Consider the following 21,057-nt stretch of genomic DNA (forward strand, 5'->3'; position numbering starts at 1 on the left):
CAACAGCGATGAAAGTTTCAACAGATTGGTTAAATGACTACCTCACCCTGGATGTGGACCCCAAGGTGCTAGGTGAAAAAATTGAACGTACAGCGGTCGAAGTTGACCGCGTCTATAAGATGAGTGATGGCATGAGCAAGTTGGTAGTTGGCGAGACCTTGAGTGTTGAACCCCATCCAGATTCAGATCATCTGCATATTTGTCAGGTTGATGTAGGCGAAGCTGAGCCATTGCAAATTGTCTGTGGGGCCCCAAATGTGGCCACCGGTCAGAAGGTGATCGTTGCCTTGCCTGGTGCGTGGATTGGCGGCCATAAAAAGATTAAAAAGGGGAAAATGCGTGGTGTCATTTCATATGGCATGCTATGTGCCCTACAAGAAATTGGCTTTGATGACAAGATCGCGCCGCAATCGTATGACGATGGGATTTATATTTTACCGGCTGATAGTATAAATGGTGAATCGGTGTTCCCAATTTTGGGGATGGATGATTCAATTATTGAAACAGATTTAACGCCGAACCGTGGCGACATGAATTCCATGAATGGGACGGCTTGGGAGATCGGGGCAATCTATGGACAAACACCAAAGTTACCCCGATTTGAATTGACGGAAGCCAATACCCTGCCGTCTGCTGAACGAATTAGTGTGAAAGTGGACGCCAAATTAGCCCCAACGTATAAAATGCGAATTGTCAGTGATGTTAAAGTGACGGCTAGTCCACTGTGGTTACAGCGACGACTATGGGAAGCTGGCATGCGGCCGATCAATAATATTGTTGACATCACTAACTATTTGATGTTGATGTATGGACAACCGTTGCATGCATTTGACTATGACAAGTTAGCTAGTCATCAGCTGGTCGTTCGCTTGGCTCAGGCTGGTGAGAAATTGACTACATTAGACGGCGAAGATCGACAACTACGAACTGATGACATGGTCATTGCCGACGATAAACATGTGATTGCATTAGCTGGTACGATGGGTGGGTTGGATACTGAAATTGATGAACACACCACAACCATTGCCATTGAAAGTGCTATTTTCGACCCAATTCGAATTCGGAAAACCGCTCGTTTCTTTAACCTACATTCAGAAGCTTCCATGCGATTTGAACGTGGTTTGAATCCAGACGATAATCAAACGACGTTGGACCATGCAGCTGCCTTAATGGCGCAATTAGGCCAAGGACAGGTGGCACCAGGGACTGTGGTGGGCAGTCAAACTGCCGTTGATCCGATCACTATTTCAGTCACGCTCACTAGGATCAATCATGTTTTAGGAACGAATTTGGCCCTTCAAGATGTGCAGACCATTTTTGACCATTTGAATTTTCCAACGACTAATGATGGAGAAACATTTATGGTTTCTGTACCCGCACGTCGTTGGGACTTACACATCGAAGCTGATTTGTTTGAGGAAGTCGCTCGACTCTATGGCTATGATAACTTACCATCGACTTTGCCAGCTGGTGTCACCACACCAGGTGCCTTGACACCGCAACAAACGACTTTACGCGCCGCCCGCCATTTACTAGAGGGGGCTGGTCTAAATCAAGCGATCAGTTATGCATTAACGACCGCAGATAAGGCGTCGTCGTTTATGATGCGCACTAGTTTACCAACGCAACTTAATTTTCCAATGAGCAGTGATCACACGACCGCGCGAATGAACTTGATCAGTGGCCTGTTAGATGATGTTGCTTTCAACATTGCCCGTAAACAAACTGATGTGGCTTTGTACGAGCAAGGTCGGGTCTTTTATCGTGAGGGTGATATAATTCGACCGTTAGAGGTAGAACATATCGCCGGGGCGATCACAGGATCACTGACACCAAAGACTTGGTCCGCAGAGGCCCAACCGGTTGATTTCTTTACCATAAAAGGGATCGTTGAGTTGTTTTTGCATGATCAAGGCTTACGTGAAACCATTCGTTATCAGGCCACTGACCAACGACCAGAGATGCATCCTGGTCGGACAGCAGATATCTTCTTAGGTGAGAATTTAATTGGCTTTGTCGGTCAAGTTCATCCGGACACAGCGGATCAATATAAGATTCCTGTTACGTATGTATTTGAATTGGATATGGAAGCGATTATGGACGCTGCTCACAACAATCAGCAATTTACGCCGATTTCTAAATTTCCAACAGTGACACGTGATATTGCGATCTTGGTCGACGAAACGGTCACAAATGAAGCCATTGTGGCGGCCATTCATCAACGAGGTGGTGCCCACTTAGCCGATGTCGCGTTATTCGATGTTTACCAAGGTGTTCATTTACCTGAGCATAAGAAATCGTTAGCTTACACGTTGACTTATCAAGATCCGCGGGCGACCCTAGTGGAGGCTGATGTGACGAAGGCTTTTGACAAGGTGGTTAAAGAACTCGAAACGAGTTTTAATGCTGAAATTCGTTAACGGCAATCAGGATCCTGTAGCTGGACAAAGTTTTAGGACAAGTAAGTGAAGGCAGTTACGAAAAGGTGAGTCCGCTTCATCGTAATGTGAATCAGAAAAGCATCGATTACGTCCCGAACTGTTTTGGGGGTGATCGGTGTTTTTTAGTGAGCTTACACGGCTAGCCATTTATGTGAGTGAGGTACACTTTAGTTTGGTTCTGATTATTTCAATCCCGTGTCATTCATTGGGAATGATGGTGTTACGATTATTTTTTCGCTACAATATAAAAAGTGATTTTATAAGAGGAGGAAACTTTTTATGCAGCGCAGTGAACGTCGCCGCAATCGTCGTCATACCGGTCGTAATTGGCTTATCGGCATTTTTATTGCCGTCATTATTATAATTGTGGGTGTCGTCGTTGGGCGCAATGTGAGCTATTCGAATAACTTAAAAGCCGTTGATCCGAATAGTCATAAGAAAATTCAAGTTGAAATTAAACAGGGCGCGACTGCGACTCAAGTGGCGACCAATCTAAAGCAAGAAGGCGCGATTAAGGACGCGACTGTTTTTACAAAGTATATTTCCGATCACAATTTGGCCAATTTTAAAGCTGGTTATTTTGTATTACGAAAGAATATGAATGTAAAACAAGTGGCGACGGCCTTAAACGGTGTCGGTTCGGATACGCCGTTACTCACGAATGCGAAACATGCTTTATTGATTACAGAAGGCGAATCGGTGGATCAAATTGCTGCTGCATTGCCAAAACACTCCCGTTACTCAAAGACTGAATTCATGAACTTAATGACGGATCAATCCTTTATGAATGCACTCGCGCAAAAATATCCCGACTTGCTGAGCTCAAGTATGTCGGCAACTGGAGTTCGTTATCATTTAGAAGGATACTTGTTCCCGGCCGTGTATGATACGAGTGAAGCGAAGAGTTTGAAGGGGTTAGTTGAGCAGATGGTTTCAACGACTAATCAGCGTGTTCAGCCATACTTAAGTGCCTTTAAGCAAGAAAATTTAACGGTTCAGCAGGCGTTAACCCTCGCATCGTTAGCGCAAAAAGAAGCAAATTCTCCTTCTGATATGCAAGAAGTAGCTGGCGTCTTCTTCAACCGAATTAAGGCACAAATGCCTTTGCAATCTGATGTTTCTGTCCAATACGCGTTGCAAACCCATAAACCGAATTTGTCCTTGGCCGACCTCAAAGTTGATTCACCTTATAATTTATATGCGAATGCTGGTTATGGCCCGGGTCCCTTCAATAATCCTGGCACAGCAGCTATGAAAGCAATTGCTGCACCAACAGACGAAGCTAAGGGTTACTTATATTTTGTGGCCAACATGAAAACAGGTAAAATTCATTTCTCCAAGACCTTAGCGGAACAAAATGCTTACACAGCTAAGTACCAAGATGACAATAATAATCAAAAGTAATCGGGTGAAAGGAAGTCGTGAAGATGACTGAAGTAGCTAAACGGCCCATCGTTATTGGTGTTACAGGGGGATCTGGTAGTGGTAAAACCACTGTGAGCCGGGCAATTTATAACCAATTAGCCGGGCACTCACTATTAATTTTGCAGGAAGATTCCTATTACAATGACCAGTCTGAGATGACAATGGCAGAACGACAAGCGGTCAATTATGATCATCCATTAGCTTTTGATTATGATTTGATGGTCGAGCAATTACAGCAATTGATCCATTATCAGGCCATTGATAAGCCTGTTTACGATTACAAAGCTTACACGCGTAGTTCTGAAACGGTACACCAAGAGCCGCGTGATGTGATCATTCTAGAGGGAATTTTAATTCTGGATGATCCACGATTACGTGATCTGATGGACATCAAAGTTTATGTTGATACTGATGACGATATTCGAATTATTCGCCGGATTCAGCGTGACATCAGTGAACGAGGTCGAACGTTGGATAATGTTATTGAACATTACCTGGCAACTGTAAAGCCGATGTACCACCAATTTGTCGAACCGACCAAGCGCTATGCTGATGTGATTGTTCCAGAGGGTGGCGAAAATACTGTTGCGATTGACTTACTTTCCACTAAGATTCGCGACATTTTAGCCAAAGACGGGAAGGACAGTCAATTCAAACAGGCTAATCAGCAAAAATAAGTAATGTCTTTTTTTGAGTAAAAAGTATTTTTGATGGCTTTTGACCACCCGGCAAAATGGGATTGGTTAAAGGCTGTTTTTATAATGGTTGGCGTACTTGCGGGGTTCGTCCGCCGTATCTATTTTAAGTTAAATGGTTTAAATCCGGGTCTTTTTTCCCTAGAGCGTTTACAAGCTTTATTGTGCATGGTAATCTGATGACTGTCGAAATTAGTTTCAAAAGGAGTTTATCAAGATCATGGCTGAAGAAAAAACATATCCAATGACCGAAGAAGGTCGTAAACAATTAGAAGTAGAATTAGAAAATTTAAAAACAGTTACTCGTCCGCAAATTATCGAACGAATTAAAATTGCACGTGGTTTCGGGGATCTCTCTGAAAATTCAGAATATGAGTCTGCCAAGGACGAACAGTCTAACATTGAAAGTCGCATCTCACTGGTCGAAAACATGTTACACAATGCTGAAATTATTGACAGCAATGCGGTGGCCGCTGATGAAGTTTCTTTGGGCAAAGCTGTGACGTTCAAAGAATTACCAGATGAGGAACCAGAAACATATACCATTGTAGGTGCTGCTGAAGCCGATCCAATGACAGGCAAGATTTCCAATGATTCACCAATCGCTCATAGCTTAATTGGTCATAAAGTGGGTGATGAAGTTGAAATTGCGATTCCTGCTGGTTCAATGAAAGTCACGATTTTATCAGTGGAAAACGCTTAATTAACTTTTGGTCAAATAGGATAGATATCCGGCTTTATTAACGTGAGTAAGGCATGTTTTTGAACGACTGTCTTCCTTTGGGGGAGGACGGTTTTTTATTTAGTTTTGTCCCCTAGTTTAACTGGTCGAGCTAATAGTCAGGAGCAGGCGCCAGGTTGTGTTCTGATTTTTTGGGATTTGTTGCCATCGGGGAAGTAGGATAAACTAAGAGATTGAAGTTTAGCAGAATCGGAAAGGACCTTAAATCTATGCCTGTTATTAATGAACATGACCAAGTGCAAATGGCGCGATATACAGATTTTGTCAGAAATGCGCCGTTTACTTCTGTTACACAAGACCCAGGTTGGGCAGCTATTAAAGACAATTGGGAGCCACTACACGTCACCTTAGAACGAGATGGCAATATCGTTGCCGCCATGTCTATCTTGATGATTGAAAATGAAGCTGGTGGTAAGTTAGCGTACTGCTCAAAGGGACCTGTTTGTGATCCAACAGATGTCGCTACCATTGATGCACTAGTCGCTGAAGCTGAACCGGCGCTGATTGCTAACCATGTTTATGTTTTGCGAATGGATCCAGAAGTGCCATTTGACGAGGCGTTAAACCAGCAATTTATTGAACATGGCTATCGAGTTCGTAATCGCAATGTAGGCATGCATGATACGATCCAACCACGTTTTAATATGGTGATGGATTTAAAAAATCAAACGATGGATGAGGTCTTGATGACCTTTCGTCCAAATACGCGCCATGATGTCCGGCACTCGATTAAACCAGAATTAATGGTTGAGGCCGGTTCACAGATGGCAGAAATGGATCGTTTCTATGCGCTTTACGAAGAAATGAGTCATCGTCAAGGGATTATGTATCGACCACGTGACTATTTTGATCGAATGGTCACGGCATTTGCAGATACTGATATTTTACGGATTTTTGTTGCGCATTCCCAAACGCAAGATTTGGCCGCTGCATTGGCATTTAAGTATGGTGATAAACTTTGGTATATGTATGGTGGTTCGATTAACGCTGAACCAAAATTATTGGCGCCTTATCGATTGCAGTGGGAAATGATCGGTGAAGCACTTGATGCACATAAGAATCGTTATGATTTAGGCGGCGTTTTTGCCCTTGATAAGAGTGATGGCCTGTGGCTGTTTAAGCATGGGTATGTTCGAGACGCAACTGAATACATTGGTGAACTAGATCGAGTCTATGATGAGGTTCAATATGCAAAGTTTGTGCAGGGGTAAATAAATTAAAAGCCGGTATTCATGGGGCTTGACGTAATTTCATTTGTTTGCTTTCACAAAGATTTGTGATAGAGTTAAGCCATTGAAAGCGAATTCATTATGTGGAGGCAGTTAGCATGCAAATTACGGTTACAGACGCTGCTAGTAAATGGTTTCAGACCGAGGTTGGCCTGGAACCAGGCGACGGCATGAAATTTTATGGGAAGGTTTACGGTAAGACTCCTGTCCATGAAGGCTTTTCCATGGCAATGGTGCCTGATAAGGAGCCAGATCGGCCCGTTGCTGAAACTGAAAAGGACGGGATTAAATATTTCGTGAACTACGGCGACGCTTGGTTTTTCGAAGGCTATGATTTTGTGATTGATTATGATCCCCAGACGGATGAGCCTATTTATCAGTATGTTGCTCAACCTGAGGCTTAAACAATCGCTATCGGATGGCATTAGCGACCAGTTGATTATTCAATAATTGAATTGATTCTAAATAAAAAATCACGCTGTTGGCGTGATTTTTTCGTGCAGGTGGATGACCTTGAACGGTGCGGGTGGTTTGCTAATTTGTTTTATGCTGAGAAAATTGATTTATCCGGTAACATGGTGATACTTTTTTTGCCATCGTTGAAACCGAGGGACAAATTCCACGACCAATAACGAAGCAACTGATAGCCCGATACCTAACCACAACCCGGGTGTTTGATAACGAAACTGGATTTTATGATGGCCAGGCGTTAACTTGATTGCCATGAATTCATCAGCAACAGTAAATGGCCGGATCGAATGACCATCGACCATGATGCGCCAACCAGGTTGGGCGGGAATGGAGGTCATGAGGATTGGTTGTTGCGCAGTTGCAGTTACGGTACCAGAGACATGAGTGGTCCCCCAACTTGTCACGGTCAGTGGATGTTGCTGCAATTTGCTAATACCAGCTGCAAATGATCGCTGGGGGAGGTGATAGAGCGTCACGTTTTGCAACCACAGTGCTGGTTTCTTCAAGTGAAATGTGATCGTTTGTGGCTGGCCCTTTTGCCGATTGGCCAGATTAACTAAAACTGTATTTCGAAATGTATCAAATTGCGCTAGTGGGCGATCATTAAGCGTGATTCGCACATTTTCTTTCTGTAGATTAGCTCCCAAAGACAGATAATAGGCATCATCAGTAGGCGGCGTGAACGTTAAGGTCATGGTGGCGGGTCGTTTAAGGTTACGCTTTGTCAACGTGCTTCCCGTGATATTGGTGAGCGAGTTGGTATTATGAAATGACACTTGATCAAAATTGACGGCTTGGAAAAGTTGTGACGTAGGCTGCTGGCCTAAAAGGGCGTCCCACAATTGATTCTGGTTAGTCATTGGATCGCGCATGATGTCTTTTAGTTTTTGGGTGGTCCCCGCAGCCATAAAGCCGATTCCTAGCGCATTTGGATTACGATATGTTGTTGTTTGAGGTAGTTGCGTGATAGCGGTGTATCGATGCAAATCGGGCTTCATGGTTAACGCTGGTAAATCATCTGCGGTGGATTTGTGACCAGGTAACGGTGTCTCATTAACGCTCCAGAAATATTTAAAATTAAGCAAAGCGTCCATAAATTGCGTTCCGTTAGCATAAGTCACAAAGCCATCACCATCCGGATTACCGGTAAGATCGTAAAAACCGATCGTTTTTCGTTCCAAAGTGGACCCAAAGTGAGAACCACCAGCGTAGTCGCCCTGAAGTGGATCATCTTTGGTTCGCTGGAAAGTGCTACCGATCCGATAAAAGCCAGCGTCGGTTTTTTTAGTTGTCTGACTCGCGGTATCGAGCGTATCAGTGTAAACGGCAAACTGACGCTGAGGCACATAGCTAATTTTATTGAGTGATAAGACGGCATTGGTGCCTAAATCAGCAATCGTCAAGATGAGGATAAAGGGACGCAACCAAAGATAATGTCCAGGCCACGGTGTAAAACAAATTAAAGCAATCAGCATGATGATAAAACCAGTTAGTAACTGACCAACTGTCAAAAAGTTAACTTGGCGGAGATTAACATAGCAATAAGTGGTCACGGCGATGAGCAATAGCAACGTGACTATAATTGTTCGCCACTTTAAAGCAATTTGTTTAGGCCATGCGATGGCACTTAACCACACGAGCCAAAAACAAACAATGAACGAAAAGCGATAAGGGTACCAAATTGGAAATTGTCCGGCGTGCCACAATAGGTTTAGGGGCGTATAACAAACTGACAGTCCCAAGATAGCTGTTATTAGGCCGGCAGCCAGTTTAACCGGCCATTTAACCGATGATTCAAGGAAAAAGGCGATGACTAGGATAATCACGACGGCGCCCACGAACAAGTTGGGCTGACCTTTAGGCATTTGAGCAAAGTTAAAGCTACCAGGGAAAAATTTGCCTAACATTTTCGGTGGAAAATAATCGAATTTCCACTTAATTGGCGCTAGCGTGTAGCTAGTTTTGCTGAGTTGTAGGGCCAGATAAGTCGGAATTAAAATGAAACTGGCTAAGCCAACAGCGAGTATTGAACTGCTCAGATACCTGAGCGTCGCTCGGAAGACTTGGCGACGATTTAAACGGTGCCAAATGATACTAAAGATCAAATAAAGTAGCGTGAACAAACTGATCATGTACGCCATGTAATAGTTGATGATGAAAATGGCGGCTAACCAGCCAATGTAGGGCAAGTAACGCTGGTTAACAACGAGTTGTTCAAGACCAAAAACAACTAATGGAAGTAAAATCAAAGCATCGAGCCACATCAAATTTAACTGGTTAGCGATGGTCCATCCGCACATTGAGTAGGCAGTGGCAAGGGTCGGCAATCGCCAACTGTGTTGGAGGTTGAGTCGATCTAGGACCCAAGCTAGGCTGAGACCAGCACAGCCGTATTTTAAAACAGTGATCAATAAGACCCCACTACTGAGCCCACCTTTATAAAAGGGTAATAAGCATAAATTAAAAGGACTCATTAAGTAATAGGCCCACAGGCTAGTTGTTTCGCCACCTAAGGCTTTACCGAAACTATAAAAAAAGTTGCCTGGTTGGTGTAATAAGGTATTACGAAAGAAGGCAAAGAAATCAATATATTGCTGTCCCATATCGACGGTTAGCAAAGAGCTGTTGCCAAACGGCGCCATTCCTCGACTAGCAAAGTAGCTAGTCATGAACAAGGCTGGAATCAAGAAGCTGAGGTAAAGCGGCCAGTGATCTTTCAAATTTAAGTGAATTTGCAAAGGGATCAATCCTTTCTCGCGTTTGAAAAAAGCATAAAGTTTAGCGTCGCCGCTTTAGCTTTCGCGTAACATCATTTACAATGATAGACGATTGCTTTAAGACGACAAAGTCATTTAGCTAGAATTACAACACAATTTAAAGTTTTTAGACGACAAATGGTGTCAAGATAAGGTAGGTTGAAGCTTCCGTGTTTAATAAGTTTATTCAACGACGACGAGCAAATAGTCATCAAGATGATCAGACTGTTCGAATTCCCATGCGCTTGAACTTGCTGCTAGTGATTGTCTTTTTGCTATTGCTAGCGCTTGTGGGTCAGATGGCATATCTTCAATTACAAAATGGAGCGGCTTTCAAAGCGGAGGTTAACCGAACTGACAATACAATTGAAACTAATAATGTTCAGCGAGGAATGATTTATGATTCTACTGGTCAGGTTCTTGTAGGCAACGAGGCGCACCAGGCCATCAGTTATACTAAGGGTGTGAATGTCTCTTCTGCTGATATGTATCAAGTTGCCAATAAATTGGGTCGCTATTTAACTATCGATACGAGTTCACTGACGGATCGACAATCGGCAATTTATTATTTAGCTGACCCCGCTCATCAACAAGCCATTGCTAAAAAAATTCCCAAGGCTAACGTATTGAGTGCCAACGCATTAGCTGAGGCCAGTGAGGACTATGTGGCCAAACATTTTGACAATTTTTCAGACCGTCAGAAAAACGCGGCGGCTATTTTCACTAAAATGAATGGTGCCTATGCGTTGTCAACGACATACATCAAAGAGAGCGATGTTTCAACTGCGGAAATTTCACAAATTGGCGAACATCTTTCTGAAATGCCTGGCGTTAAAACGTCGACGAGTTGGTCCCGTTCATATCCATCAGGAAATTCAGTCAAAAGCTTTGTGGGCACAGTAACTAGCGAAAAACAAGGTCTGCCTGCCGACGAGGTTAATATTTTATTATCTCAAGGTTATTCACGAAATGACTCAGTTGGCTCCAGTTATATTGAAAAAGCGTATGAACCGATTCTAAAGGGAACAAAGTCGCGGACATCCGTTGAGGTTAGCAGTGGTGGTAAAGTAACCAAACAAATTCAAGAGTACGCTGGTAAGAAGGGATCTAACTTGGTCTTAACGGTCAACTCTAAGTTTCAAGATGCCGTGCAATCAGAGATTGATAAACAATTACCTGGCGGGACCTGCCAAGGCGCTTACGCGGTCGTGATGAACCCTAAAACAGGCGCTATTCTTGCGATGGCAGGGGATTCACGAAACCCCAATACTGGTAAAGTTACAACGGATGCTTTAGGTGCCATTAATCAACCAATTGTTATGGGATCTGTGGTGAAGCCAGCAATTATTACTGGTGGATTTGAAGCCGGTGTAATTACACCTAGCAATAATACGTTGGTGGATCAACCAATTGTGTTAACAGGAACATCGAAAATTACTACGGACTGGAATCAAAACCAAGAAATCCCGATGAATGCCGCAATGGCCTTAGAAACTTCATCGAACTCATATGCCGTGCAGATTGGGATGAAGATGGCTGGTTTCAAATATACACCGGGTGAATCTGTCAATAATGTGCCAACTTCAATGTTTCAAACGCTGCGTAACAACTTCAGCCAATACGGATTAGGTGTTAAAACCGGCATCGATTTGCCAGGAGAATCAGCAGGACTGAAGGGCCTTTCAGGGCGCAAACAAATTGGTTCTGCATTGGTAGAGGCGTTTGGTAACTATGATGCTTACACGACGTTACAGTTGGGTCAGTACGTTTCCACACTGGCTAATGGGGGTTACCGCATGCGTCCATATCTGGTTGACCAAATTCGAGGCACTAATAAGAACGGTGGGTTAGGGGCAGTTGAATACCAAGCTGAACCGCAAGCTTTGAATTATGTAGATGCTAGTCCAGAGGCCAAAGCTATCGTTAAGCAAGGGATGTATCAAGTGGTTAATGGGACATCCGCTCACCGGACCGGGGCCGACGTATTGCAGAAAGTGAAACCAGGGATTGTTGCCAAGACCGGGACTGCTGAAACGTTTGTGAACGGTCAACAAACGGTCACTTCCAGTATCATCACTTATGCGCCAACTTCGGATCCACAAGTCGCAATCGCGGTGGCGGTGCCTGGATTGCCAGAAACAACTGCTTCGTACCTCGTCAACCAGAACATTGCAGCAGAAATTTACAATCTGTACTGGAAAGATGTTCAAAGTGACAATGGATTTAAATAGTGAACGGCGTAAAGACACAAAAAATACTAGTCATTTGTAGCAAAAAATGCTAAACTTGTTCGAGTTGAGGCGTCTTCGCCAATTTTCAAGTAGAGTGGAGGGTTAAAGATGCGCGTACACATTACCTTAGAATGCACCGAATGTGGTCGACAGACTTACTTGTCATCAAAGAATCGGCGCAACAATCCAGACCGGATTGAGTTAAACAAGTATTGCCCTCACGATCGCAAAGTTACTTTGCACCGTGAAACTAAGTAATGACTGATTAGTGTCTGGGAAATTTCTCAGACACTTTTTTGTTTGTTTTAAATCTTGCTGAACAACCTGTGGAGGTCATAAGTGATGCCAACAAAAGCAGCAGTAAGAAAGACCGTTATTCAACGACTGACAGCTTTATCACCGGCCGACAAAGTCAACCAAACGCAACAATTAATCAGTGCGTTAGTGAGCCATCCTTGGTGGCAGGCAGCGACAACGATTGGTATGACAATGAGCACCTCAATTGAATTAGATACACGGCCACTCATTGCGCAAGCATTAGCAGCTGGCAAAACCGTCACTGTGCCAAGAACTTTGCCTAAACGGCAGATGGCCTTTGTTGCGTTAGGTCCCGGAGTGACTTTTGAGCCGTCAACCTTTGGTGTTGATGAGCCAATTGGTGGGCAAGAAATTACCGCTGAAGATCACGATCTCATTATTGTGCCAGGTCTTGGATTTGCTGATGATGGCAATCGATTGGGCTTTGGTGCAGGTTACTACGACCGTTACTTAGCCCATTATGCTGGTCACACGATCAGTCTGGCATTGGCAGTGCAGCGGTTTCACCAAGTCGTCTGGCCATTAACACCATTTGATATTAAAATTGAAGAAATCATTTCCATGCAGGAGGATCACCATGGCTAACTGGCGCAAATTTGTAAATGGGGCTCCGGTCACGGCAGGATTAGTGACGATCAATGTTGTGGTCTTCATATTGATGGTGGCGGTCTACCATATTCAAGGCGTGTCACTGTTCAGTACTTTTTCGGGTCAAAGTTTACTAGCGGCTGGTGCTCGATACACACCGGCGATTCAAGCTGGTCAGTGGTGGCGCCTGTTCACTCCGATGTTTATTCATATGAGTGTGATGCATTTAGGCATGAACATGGTCGTTCTTTACTTTTTGGGTCAACAGATTGAAACCCTTTTTGGCCATTGGCGGCTACTGGCTATCTATTTAGTGAGCGGTTTGACTGGTAATATTTGGAGCGCTATTTTTCTGCCGACTACACTATCAGCGGGCGCTAGTACTTCGATTTTTGGCCTGTTTGGCGCGTTTATTATGTTGGGCATAGTTTTTCATGGAAACCCATATATTCGTGCCATGAGCCGACAATTCGTCTTATTAGTTGTTTTGAATTTAGTCATGGATATTTTTAGCGCAGGGATTGATATCTGGGGTCACATTGGTGGTTTGATCGGTGGCTTTGCGATTGCACTGGTGATTGGGGTGCCAACTGTTCACGGTCAGATTAAATGGATCTGGCGTGGCCTGGGTGGCTTGGCGTTGTTAGCAATCTGTGCGATTGGGTTGCCATTATTATAGATAGCAATTGAGGTGGACGATGAAAGCAAATTTATATCGTGATGATCCAGATGCACTTAGGACGCTATATGATGTTCAGCAACTACTGAAAGTCTTTGGTATTTACGTTTACGTTGGTAAGCGACTGTGGGATATTGAAATGATGGCGTTAGAATTGGATCATTTACATGAAATGAACGCGATTGACAAACCTACTTGGTTAAAAGCCAAGGTCGTGTTGAACCATGAACATCGTTTAGAAGAGAAAAAGCTGGCGCAAGGCTAGGCAGTGCCTGCGTAAATGTGTACAATGGCACTATTGATTAAAATCGAGCTAATTGGATTGATGAACATCAAGTTGGAGGGGTATTCGTGTTAGTTGGAGCATCAGTTGCGGAAATTATTTTAGACATTATTGGAATTGCTGTGATCGTTGGTTGGATCGGCTGGCGGATTTATATTATCATTCGGCGTCGTCAGGTTTCTACGCTTTTGGATCAAGAAGCCTTTCAGGCAGGCATGCGTAAGGCCCAAATTGTAGATGTCCGTGAAAAGAAAGATTTCGACGCCGGCCATATTCTGGGTGCCCGTAATATTCCTTACTCGATGTTTAGCCAACGATACAAAGAAATTCGCGAAGATTTGCCAGTTTACCTGTACGATGAAAGCAAGACCCTAAGTACTCGTGCAGCATTGCGGTTAGCTCGTCACGGCTATTCAAAACTATTTATTCTTAGTGATGGTTACGGCCACTGGGATGGCAAAATTAAAGCTAGTAAGCATTGATTAAAAATGAAGCTTGTAAACGACAACAAAAAGACGCTGATTTCCTGCTTAATAAGCAGATAACCAGCGTCTTTTTGTTAGAATTGATGAGAGTGGTTAGACTAGCCGAGATGAGCTGAGCGAGATTTACGCATTGCACGTCGACGATTATCATCAAAACGTTGTTCCTCTTCTTCAATTGGAGAAACAACGGTTTTGTGGAATGAAACAATGGCCGCAGCCACTGCTCCCATTGTTGCTAATGTACCCCATAAGAAGCCTTTGCCAAATGATTTCATGGTGAACCTCCTTTTTTAGGCTCTGTTTTACAGAAACCTGCCTTTTTGTTTACAATCATATTATCGTCGTTTTAAAGACAATCGTCCAGTTAAACGGATAACCGTGGAGGAAAATCATGACTTTGATTTTTGCACATCGTGGCGTAACTGATTATGCACCAGCAAACACGTTAACCGCGTTTGCGGATGCGCTATCGTTAGGAATTGATGGTATTGAAACTGATGTACAACAAACCCAAGATGGCCAGTTAGTCATTTTCCATGATGCTCGATTGGAACGACATACGAATGGATACGGCCCGGTTAGTGCGCATACCTTAGCTTATTTACAATCATTGGTCATTCGTAACCGTGCTCAACGTGGACGGGTGATGACGGTCGATGAACTGTTAGCCTTTCTTCAGCAACATGATTTTGTTGGTATTCTTAATTTGGAACTTAAAACACATCAAAAAATCATGCCACAATTAGAAGCACGTTTGGCGGCAAAACTTCTGGCTCGCTCGTGGTCATTTACAGTAGTGATTTCCAGTTTTTCATCAAAACGACTGCAACGGTTTCACAAACTGGCACCACAAATTGATACAGCATTATTATTTCGATTCACGTCTTGGCAGGCCCGATGGTTGTCAAGACGGGGAATTATTACTGCTTGGCACCCGAAAACTTGGTGGTGGCAGCGGCATCAGCAGCCCACAAAGGCGCCGGTGCGCGTTTGGACAGTGAATGATCGTTCGACGCTGACAGCATGTTTTGAACAGCAAGTTAATGCCGTGATTACCGATCGGGCGCGTTTGGCTAAGCAGCTGCGGCAACAGCAGGCCCGTCATTAAAATTGTTTTTTAGAGGAGATCGCATGAACAAACCCAAAGTACTGCTAGTTGTGGGACCCACGGCGGTTGGGAAAACACAACTTTCAATTGAGCTAGCTAAACAATTTAATGGCGAAGTTATTTCTGGGGACTCGATGCAAGTCTATCGTCACCTTGATATTGGGACTGCTAAAGTAACGTCGGTCGAGCAAGAACATATTCCGCACTATTTAATCGATATTCGTGAGGTGAGCGAAGGATTCACCGTGGCGCAGTTTGTAGATGAGGCCACAAACTTGATTAGACAGATTACTGCACGCGGAAAACTGCCAATCATTGTTGGCGGTACCGGATTTTATCTCCAAGCCTTGCTGGATGGTTTGCGATTAGGCAGTCCCGCTGATAAACAACGTCGACAATTTTGGCAAACTATGTTGGCAAAGCACGATCAACTGTGGCTCTGGCAACAATTGGATGAACGCGATCCTAAAGCTGCCGATCAAATTCCGATGGGGAATTCTCGCCGGGTAATTCGGGCGTTGGAAGTTTTCGAAAGTACGGGACACTCCATTTTGGAGCAAGAACGACGTTCACAACAGTTTGACGCTTTGATCGTTGGATTAACAACTGATCGAGCGGTTTTGTATGAAAGGATTAACCATCGGGTAGACGAGATGATGACGGCAGGACTGATAGAGGAAGCTCGTTGGTTATATGAGCGGCGTCAGGTAGCGCCGCAGGCCAGTCGCGGGATTGGCTACAAAGAATTATTTGAATACTTTGAAGATCAGGAATCATTGAATGAAGCCATTGCAGCTATTAAGCAGCATTCTCGCCACTATGCGAAACGACAGTTGACTTGGTTTCGCCATCAACTGCCAGTTGAGTGGTTTGATCTCGTTAGTGGAGCCGATACTATCGTCGAAATTGAACAACGGGTGGCCGATTGGCAGTCCAAGTAAGGTGATGACTAAATTAAATTAGCGTTCATGTCAGAACTTGTGACATGAACGCTTGTTTTATTTAAGTAAACGTGGGAAGATGCTCTTGTACAAGTTCTTTGATGGCGTTGTGGTTTGAATTGAGGAGGTGCCCATGGCTGAGAAACAATTACGTCGGTCACTTTCGGTGCTACCAATGAGCACGGTAATGACGTTGACTGGGCTTACAGCTCGGCAAATTCGCTATTATGAGTCGCAAGCATTGGTTCACCCAGTTCGCAATGAAGGTAACCGGCGCCGGTATTCGTTACAAGATGTGGACCGATTATTGGAAGTTAAGGATGGCTTAGCAAGTGGAATGGACTTTGCAACGTTGCGACGTCTCTTTAATCAGTCGGCGCAGATTCGAAAGCAAACAACTACTTCGCTTAGTGATCAACAGGCGCGTCAGTATTTAGAACCAGAGATGCAACAATTAGCAGGGATGAAGCCACCAGTGCCAGGATTATGGCGTCATCTCTAACCCATTTAAGTCCGCTAGAAGGAAAGGAAAACTGATTATGCCAAGGAAAGATTATACCAAGGATGATATTCGTAACATGGTTAAGTCAGAGCATGTTGAATTTTTACGGCTCATGTTTACTGATTTGCTAGGTTCAATTAAAAATGTAGAAGTCCCAGTTAGTCAGCTTGAAAAACTACTTGACCACAAGCTCATGTTCGATGGCTCGTCAATTGATGGGTTTGTTCGGATTGAAGAAAGTGATATGTATTTAATTCCTGATTTGGCGACATGGATGGTTTTCCCATGGGGCAGTGAACATGGCAAAGTTGCGCGGTTAATCTGTGAAGTTTACACGTCTGATGGTGAACCCTTTGCTGGGGATCCACGGAACAACTTAATTCGAGTGATGAACGAAATGCGATCGGCCGGTTTTACCGCATTTAACATTGGGCCAGAACCCGAATTCTTCTTATTTAAGATGGACGAAAATGGCGAACCAACATTGAAATTAAATGATAAGGGGAGTTATTTTGATCTCGCACCAATGGATTTGGGTGAAAATTGCCGCCGGGATATTGTGCTAGAAATGGAGAAGATGGGGTTTGAAGTCGAAGCGGCCCATCACGAAGTCGCTCCAGGCCAGCATGAAATTGATTTCAAGTACGCGGACGCCTTAGAGGCTGCCGATAATATTCAAACTTTCAAACTGGTGGTTAAAACGATTGCTAGAAAATACGGCTTATTTGCGACGTTCATGCCCAAACCATTGGAAGGTATTAACGGTTCTGGGATGCACATGAATATGTCATTATCGACCGCTGATGGTAACGCCTTTTATGATCCAGATGGCGAATTGCAACTAAGTCAGACAGCTTACTATTTCCTCGGAGGTCTGTTGGCTCACGCACGGGCCTTCACCGCGGTTGTTAACCCAATTGTGAACTCATATAAACGCTTAGTACCTGGTTTTGAGGCACCTGTCTATGTAGCTTGGTCTGGTTCCAATCGTTCCCCACTTGTGCGGGTGCCTAGTGCGCGAGGCAACTCAACTCGTCTGGAATTGCGGCAGGTTGATCCGGCAGCTAATCCTTATCTAGCTATTGCAGCGATGCTAGAAGCTGGTTTAGATGGGGTTCGTCATGAAATCACACCAAATGATTCGGTCGATCGAAACATTTATTCTATGAACGAAGCGGAGCGTGAGGATAACCACATTAGTAATTTACCAGATAATTTGCATAATGCGACTAAAGCACTGCAAGCTGACCCAACGATGCGTGATGCCTTAGGAGATCACTTATACCAGAGTTTTGTTGAGGCTAAGAAGCTTGAGTGGGCTTCTTATCGTCAGTCAGTCACCAAGTGGGAGCGAGATCAGTATTTGGAACAGTATTAAATTGCGTTTTCAAACTTAAACTCACGTTTATTAAACGACTGCCTACCATTACAAGTTATGGTAGGCATTTTTATTCTCATTTAGTTTGAAAGAAATTTGTGAAACCTAGCGAATGGTTAAAAATTGCGTTGATTTGACGGGTGGTGATTGTCGCTGTGGTTGCATTAGTGTACGATGAGACAGTAAGGACACTTTGAAGTTAGGGGTAAGACGGCATGGATAATCCACAATCAAATGAAGAACAGGCACGGCAGGTGCAGCCAGCATTATCCGGTAAGTTAAGTCAAAAGTCGCATTATTTACAGGACTTGACGGACGCCATTGATGCTTTTGATGATCGCCGGGTCTATGAGTTAGTTGACCCGCAACGTTATGCCACGCTGATTCGGGGTAATGATCAAGCCGAAGTTAATCCTTTGGCTAGTCTGGTTACTGATCTGCATCCGGACTTAAGTCATTATCTCAGTCATGACTTATTAGCTTATTTAAAACAGACCTATCCATTCTTTTATTTTGAAGAAAGTGATCAAGGACACTTTGAAATCTACTTTGGCAACTGGTGGGATCGACGTCAATTTGGGGACCTCGATGTCCTAAACGTACAGTTTGTTTTCGATCAAGTGGAATACGAAAAGTTAACGCAATCCTTTGCCCTAGAGGCTGAAAATAAGAATTATAATTCCGACCGCATCAAGGACATTGCTCGTCAGAGTCAGGAATTGCAAGCGTTGATGGATCAACAAGAACAACGTGATCTAGAAAAAGAAAAATTGCGTGCACAACTAAAAGAAGTGGGTGAAAACCGCGGCATTTTTGCCGGTGGACGTGCTAAATCGGAACGCCAGGAGTTACTGGATCGTTTAACGGTTTTAGCGGATGAGGATGACCGCGCCAATAATGCCTATAAAGGGATGAAAGCCAATGAAGATGAGTCTTTGGTATTAGCAAAGGAAGACACAATCCTGAGTTATGAAAAACAGGCGATTCGGAAAGTGTTTGGTGATTACGCCACGTTTGAAGATCGAAATGCTAATCTTTATGTGGACTACTTAAGCCATTTAATTGGTCGGCACATTGAATCTGATTCACAACACGAGGAGCTCCGAGCTTCAAAACAAAATAGCGGGGTGAAACACAATGGCAAGTGAGACGCAAAAAGAGCAGTTGACCGCAGATGACAATGCAACATCAGCAGGATCGGTAAGTGAACCGATGAAAGCGTCACAGGTGACTGAAGCAGATAGCCAAGCAAAAGATCAATCAGCGGCTCACAAGCCCAAACCGGTGACATTATCTCCTAGTCAACGATTTCGGATTTACAACAACAATTTAAAAGCTGGTTTAAAAAATGGATTGGCTTTTACAGATCACTTAGATCAATTGACAGAAACCAGCGATACTGATGAATTATTAGCAGCTGCTACAGCGTTATTCACCTTTCATTTGGATACGACGTTTGTTACCTTCCCACATCAGTATTCCGCGGCGGATTACTATTTATTGTTTATGGGTCGTCTGCTAGAGCTTCATCGTCAACCTGGGATAACCTTGAGTAGTGCCGCAGAACATGAAGAACTGAGTCTGTCAGTGGATGCGCTGGGCGATCAGCATGCCTTTAAATTTGTGTTAGTCGGAGGTCAGAATGGTGGGGCATTCTTTACCGACAAGCACTCTGGTCTACATCTGTTTTACATGAATCTTGAGCGCCAGCAGGTACGGTTTAACAGTAAGGCTTTCACGGACTTATTCGCGATTGAATTGGCTGATCAGCCAGTGGAACAACGAATGGCAGCCATTGAAACGCTGATTCTATTCGCGAAGGATCTTGAGCAAGACTATGATTTCTCTGCTGACTATAATTTGTTAGAAACTAACAATCGGGCCCGTTACTTAACCAAGCACGCTGATTTACCTGCCGGTACGGTGGACAAACTTTTTGTCGCGTCTGCGGATAGCCATTACATGTTACAAAATGCCCCAAGTGGTCAGGGCGCGATGATTGAATTGGCAGATGGGACAGTCTTTGGCATTGCCAATGCTGGTAATAATAAAGCACCTAAATGGGTGATCACAGTCACTGATAAAAATGATGCGATTTCCCTGATGTCAATTCTGCTTAACTATGACTTTATTCGTCAGTGGTATCTTGCCAACCGGGATGATTTGGAAATCCAATCGGATCCATTGATCTTTGCCTAAGGAGGTGAGTGCCAATGTTAGATTTAGCTTTGCTACTGCGCGAATCCATTGAGTTTGATCAGCAAGTCGCTCAAGCAAAACAACTGCATTGGAGCCGTGATGCTAGTTTACAAAATGCTTATGTGGCTTTGTTGGTCGAACTAGCTGAAATTGCGAATACTAGTGAATGGTTTAAAGTTTGGAAGGAGCACCGGGGTAAAAATAATCCTGGTCAAAGCAAGCGGTCGACGCTCCTAGAAGAATATGTCGATGCGTTAGATTTCTTTTTACTAATTTTCCATAAACAGCAGTGGACGCATTTAACCGTCTTGACACCAGCGGAGTTAGACAAGTTGGCAGTCGGCCCAAAAATGGATTTAGACCAGGTTTATCTGGGAATCAATAGTATGGTGCTTAGTAGTTTAAAAGAACATCGACAAGGTGATTTTGGCCACGCGTGGCATCTATTCTTGACCATGGGATTACGCGGCTTTGGTTTTAGCCAAGAAGAAATTCAAACTGCTTACCAAAATAAGCGAGCCGTCAATTTGCAACGCCAGGCTGACAATTATTAAGCTGGCTAGTTTAATTGAGAAAAATGCGACAA

At 43.8% G+C, this 21,057-nt stretch carries 21 protein-coding genes; 19 read left to right on the forward strand and 2 right to left on the reverse strand.

What is annotated here, in order from left to right; translation table 11 throughout:
- Positions 1 to 8 precede the first annotated feature (8 nt).
- The 6 genes from pheT to ACKTR2_RS00725 all read left to right on the forward strand — a co-directional run bounded on the left by pheT (position 9) and on the right by ACKTR2_RS00725 (position 6,936).
- Positions 9 to 2,420, forward strand: coding sequence for a phenylalanine--tRNA ligase subunit beta (pheT, locus tag ACKTR2_RS00700; RefSeq protein ID WP_407882081.1), 2,412 nt, complete (start codon positions 9 to 11; stop codon positions 2,418 to 2,420).
- Positions 2,421 to 2,720: 300 nt separating this feature from the next.
- Complete coding sequence (mltG, locus tag ACKTR2_RS00705) at positions 2,721 to 3,845, forward strand: endolytic transglycosylase MltG (RefSeq protein WP_407882082.1); 1,125 nt, start codon at positions 2,721 to 2,723, stop codon at positions 3,843 to 3,845.
- A gap of 23 nt (positions 3,846 to 3,868) precedes the next feature.
- On the forward strand, positions 3,869 to 4,543 hold the full coding sequence (udk, locus tag ACKTR2_RS00710) for a uridine kinase (RefSeq protein ID WP_407882084.1): 675 nt from the start codon (positions 3,869 to 3,871) through the stop codon (positions 4,541 to 4,543).
- A 238-nt stretch (positions 4,544 to 4,781) separates the two neighbouring features.
- Positions 4,782 to 5,264: a transcription elongation factor GreA gene (gene greA, locus ACKTR2_RS00715; RefSeq protein ID WP_407882086.1), complete on the forward strand. Its 483-nt coding sequence runs from the start codon at positions 4,782 to 4,784 to the stop codon at positions 5,262 to 5,264.
- A 248-nt stretch (positions 5,265 to 5,512) separates the two neighbouring features.
- Entirely contained in the window at positions 5,513 to 6,514 is a 1,002-nt protein-coding gene (locus tag ACKTR2_RS00720) for a lipid II:glycine glycyltransferase FemX (RefSeq protein WP_407882088.1), read from the forward strand.
- Between the two features lie 116 nt (positions 6,515 to 6,630).
- On the forward strand, positions 6,631 to 6,936 hold the full coding sequence (locus ACKTR2_RS00725; protein ID WP_407882090.1) for a HesB/YadR/YfhF family protein: 306 nt from the start codon (positions 6,631 to 6,633) through the stop codon (positions 6,934 to 6,936).
- A 159-nt stretch (positions 6,937 to 7,095) separates the two neighbouring features.
- Here the strand turns inward: ACKTR2_RS00725 and ACKTR2_RS00730 are convergent, their stop codons facing one another.
- Positions 7,096 to 9,741 carry a YfhO family protein gene (locus ACKTR2_RS00730; protein WP_407882092.1) on the reverse strand — a complete coding sequence of 882 codons (2,646 nt, stop codon included), beginning with the start codon at positions 9,739 to 9,741 and terminating at the stop codon, positions 7,096 to 7,098.
- Between the two features lie 257 nt (positions 9,742 to 9,998).
- Here ACKTR2_RS00730 and ACKTR2_RS00735 point away from each other — a divergent pair, with 257 nt between their 5' ends.
- From ACKTR2_RS00735 to ACKTR2_RS00760, 6 genes are all read left to right on the forward strand, one after another.
- Entirely contained in the window at positions 9,999 to 11,990 is a 1,992-nt protein-coding gene (locus ACKTR2_RS00735; protein ID WP_407882567.1) for a peptidoglycan D,D-transpeptidase FtsI family protein, read from the forward strand.
- 108 nt (positions 11,991 to 12,098) lie between these two features.
- The gene (rpmG, locus tag ACKTR2_RS00740) at positions 12,099 to 12,248 is read left to right on the forward strand and encodes a 50S ribosomal protein L33 (protein WP_081495844.1); all 150 of its coding nucleotides are present in this window, start codon (positions 12,099 to 12,101) and stop codon (positions 12,246 to 12,248) included.
- 84 nt (positions 12,249 to 12,332) lie between these two features.
- Positions 12,333 to 12,893: a 5-formyltetrahydrofolate cyclo-ligase gene (locus ACKTR2_RS00745; RefSeq protein ID WP_407882094.1), complete on the forward strand. Its 561-nt coding sequence runs from the start codon at positions 12,333 to 12,335 to the stop codon at positions 12,891 to 12,893.
- Positions 12,886 to 13,575, forward strand: coding sequence for a rhomboid family intramembrane serine protease (locus ACKTR2_RS00750; protein WP_407882096.1), 690 nt, complete (start codon positions 12,886 to 12,888; stop codon positions 13,573 to 13,575). Before ACKTR2_RS00745 ends, ACKTR2_RS00750 begins: the two co-directional genes overlap by 8 nt.
- 19 nt (positions 13,576 to 13,594) lie before the next feature.
- Complete coding sequence (locus ACKTR2_RS00755; RefSeq protein ID WP_407882098.1) at positions 13,595 to 13,840, forward strand: YqgQ family protein; 246 nt, start codon at positions 13,595 to 13,597, stop codon at positions 13,838 to 13,840.
- Positions 13,841 to 13,926: 86 nt separating this feature from the next.
- Entirely contained in the window at positions 13,927 to 14,340 is a 414-nt protein-coding gene (locus ACKTR2_RS00760; protein WP_407882099.1) for a rhodanese-like domain-containing protein, read from the forward strand.
- Between the two features lie 101 nt (positions 14,341 to 14,441).
- Here ACKTR2_RS00760 and ACKTR2_RS00765 read toward each other — a convergent pair whose 3' ends face one another.
- Positions 14,442 to 14,618 (reverse strand): DUF3042 family protein, encoded by a 177-nt coding sequence (locus tag ACKTR2_RS00765; protein WP_407882101.1) that lies wholly within the window; start codon positions 14,616 to 14,618, stop codon positions 14,442 to 14,444.
- Positions 14,619 to 14,734: 116 nt separating this feature from the next.
- On the opposite strand from ACKTR2_RS00765, the gene ACKTR2_RS00770 reads away from it, so the two are divergent.
- The 7 genes from ACKTR2_RS00770 (at position 14,735) to ACKTR2_RS00800 (ending at position 21,025) form a co-directional block, all read left to right on the forward strand.
- Complete coding sequence (locus ACKTR2_RS00770; protein WP_407882102.1) at positions 14,735 to 15,451, forward strand: glycerophosphodiester phosphodiesterase; 717 nt, start codon at positions 14,735 to 14,737, stop codon at positions 15,449 to 15,451.
- Positions 15,452 to 15,474: 23 nt separating this feature from the next.
- Positions 15,475 to 16,392 (forward strand): tRNA (adenosine(37)-N6)-dimethylallyltransferase MiaA, encoded by a 918-nt coding sequence (gene miaA, locus ACKTR2_RS00775; protein ID WP_407882103.1) that lies wholly within the window; start codon positions 15,475 to 15,477, stop codon positions 16,390 to 16,392.
- Positions 16,393 to 16,525: 133 nt separating this feature from the next.
- A complete protein-coding gene (locus ACKTR2_RS00780) occupies positions 16,526 to 16,894 on the forward strand; it encodes a MerR family transcriptional regulator (RefSeq protein ID WP_407882105.1) in 369 nt (122 codons plus the stop codon).
- A gap of 37 nt (positions 16,895 to 16,931) precedes the next feature.
- On the forward strand, positions 16,932 to 18,272 hold the full coding sequence (glnA, locus tag ACKTR2_RS00785; RefSeq protein ID WP_407882107.1) for a type I glutamate--ammonia ligase: 1,341 nt from the start codon (positions 16,932 to 16,934) through the stop codon (positions 18,270 to 18,272).
- A 215-nt stretch (positions 18,273 to 18,487) separates the two neighbouring features.
- Complete coding sequence (locus tag ACKTR2_RS00790) at positions 18,488 to 19,420, forward strand: exonuclease SbcC (RefSeq protein ID WP_407882109.1); 933 nt, start codon at positions 18,488 to 18,490, stop codon at positions 19,418 to 19,420.
- A complete protein-coding gene (locus ACKTR2_RS00795; RefSeq protein WP_407882111.1) occupies positions 19,410 to 20,471 on the forward strand; it encodes a hypothetical protein in 1,062 nt (353 codons plus the stop codon). The genes ACKTR2_RS00790 and ACKTR2_RS00795 overlap by 11 nt, the downstream gene beginning before the upstream one ends.
- 14 nt (positions 20,472 to 20,485) lie before the next feature.
- Positions 20,486 to 21,025, forward strand: coding sequence for a dUTP diphosphatase (locus tag ACKTR2_RS00800; RefSeq protein ID WP_407882113.1), 540 nt, complete (start codon positions 20,486 to 20,488; stop codon positions 21,023 to 21,025).
- Positions 21,026 to 21,057 lie beyond the last annotated feature (32 nt).

It is taken from the genome of Furfurilactobacillus curtus, assembly GCF_045862785.1.
GTDB classification, from domain to species: Bacteria; Bacillota; Bacilli; order Lactobacillales; family Lactobacillaceae; genus Furfurilactobacillus; species Furfurilactobacillus curtus.

Excerpts from the sequence above, each read along its gene's own strand:
- ACKTR2_RS00795 (WP_407882111.1), top strand. The coding sequence starts at position 19,410 with ATGGCAAGTGAGACGCAAAAAGAGCAGTTGACCGCAGATGACAATGCA.
- ACKTR2_RS00765 (WP_407882101.1), bottom strand. The coding sequence starts at position 14,618 with ATGAAATCATTTGGCAAAGGCTTCTTATGGGGTACATTAGCAACAATG.
- mltG (WP_407882082.1), top strand. The coding sequence starts at position 2,721 with ATGCAGCGCAGTGAACGTCGCCGCAATCGTCGTCATACCGGTCGTAAT.
- glnA (WP_407882107.1), top strand. The coding sequence starts at position 16,932 with ATGCCAAGGAAAGATTATACCAAGGATGATATTCGTAACATGGTTAAG.
- ACKTR2_RS00770 (WP_407882102.1), top strand. The coding sequence starts at position 14,735 with ATGACTTTGATTTTTGCACATCGTGGCGTAACTGATTATGCACCAGCA.
- ACKTR2_RS00800 (WP_407882113.1), top strand. The coding sequence starts at position 20,486 with ATGTTAGATTTAGCTTTGCTACTGCGCGAATCCATTGAGTTTGATCAG.
- ACKTR2_RS00790 (WP_407882109.1), top strand. The coding sequence starts at position 18,488 with ATGGATAATCCACAATCAAATGAAGAACAGGCACGGCAGGTGCAGCCA.
- ACKTR2_RS00725 (WP_407882090.1), top strand. The coding sequence starts at position 6,631 with ATGCAAATTACGGTTACAGACGCTGCTAGTAAATGGTTTCAGACCGAG.
- ACKTR2_RS00720 (WP_407882088.1), top strand. The coding sequence starts at position 5,513 with ATGCCTGTTATTAATGAACATGACCAAGTGCAAATGGCGCGATATACA.
- greA (WP_407882086.1), top strand. The coding sequence starts at position 4,782 with ATGGCTGAAGAAAAAACATATCCAATGACCGAAGAAGGTCGTAAACAA.
- ACKTR2_RS00735 (WP_407882567.1), top strand. The coding sequence starts at position 9,999 with ATGCGCTTGAACTTGCTGCTAGTGATTGTCTTTTTGCTATTGCTAGCG.
- ACKTR2_RS00750 (WP_407882096.1), top strand. The coding sequence starts at position 12,886 with ATGGCTAACTGGCGCAAATTTGTAAATGGGGCTCCGGTCACGGCAGGA.
- ACKTR2_RS00755 (WP_407882098.1), top strand. The coding sequence starts at position 13,595 with ATGAAAGCAAATTTATATCGTGATGATCCAGATGCACTTAGGACGCTA.
- pheT (WP_407882081.1), top strand. The coding sequence starts at position 9 with ATGAAAGTTTCAACAGATTGGTTAAATGACTACCTCACCCTGGATGTG.
- rpmG (WP_081495844.1), top strand. The coding sequence starts at position 12,099 with ATGCGCGTACACATTACCTTAGAATGCACCGAATGTGGTCGACAGACT.
- udk (WP_407882084.1), top strand. The coding sequence starts at position 3,869 with ATGACTGAAGTAGCTAAACGGCCCATCGTTATTGGTGTTACAGGGGGA.
- ACKTR2_RS00745 (WP_407882094.1), top strand. The coding sequence starts at position 12,333 with ATGCCAACAAAAGCAGCAGTAAGAAAGACCGTTATTCAACGACTGACA.
- ACKTR2_RS00780 (WP_407882105.1), top strand. The coding sequence starts at position 16,526 with ATGGCTGAGAAACAATTACGTCGGTCACTTTCGGTGCTACCAATGAGC.
- miaA (WP_407882103.1), top strand. The coding sequence starts at position 15,475 with ATGAACAAACCCAAAGTACTGCTAGTTGTGGGACCCACGGCGGTTGGG.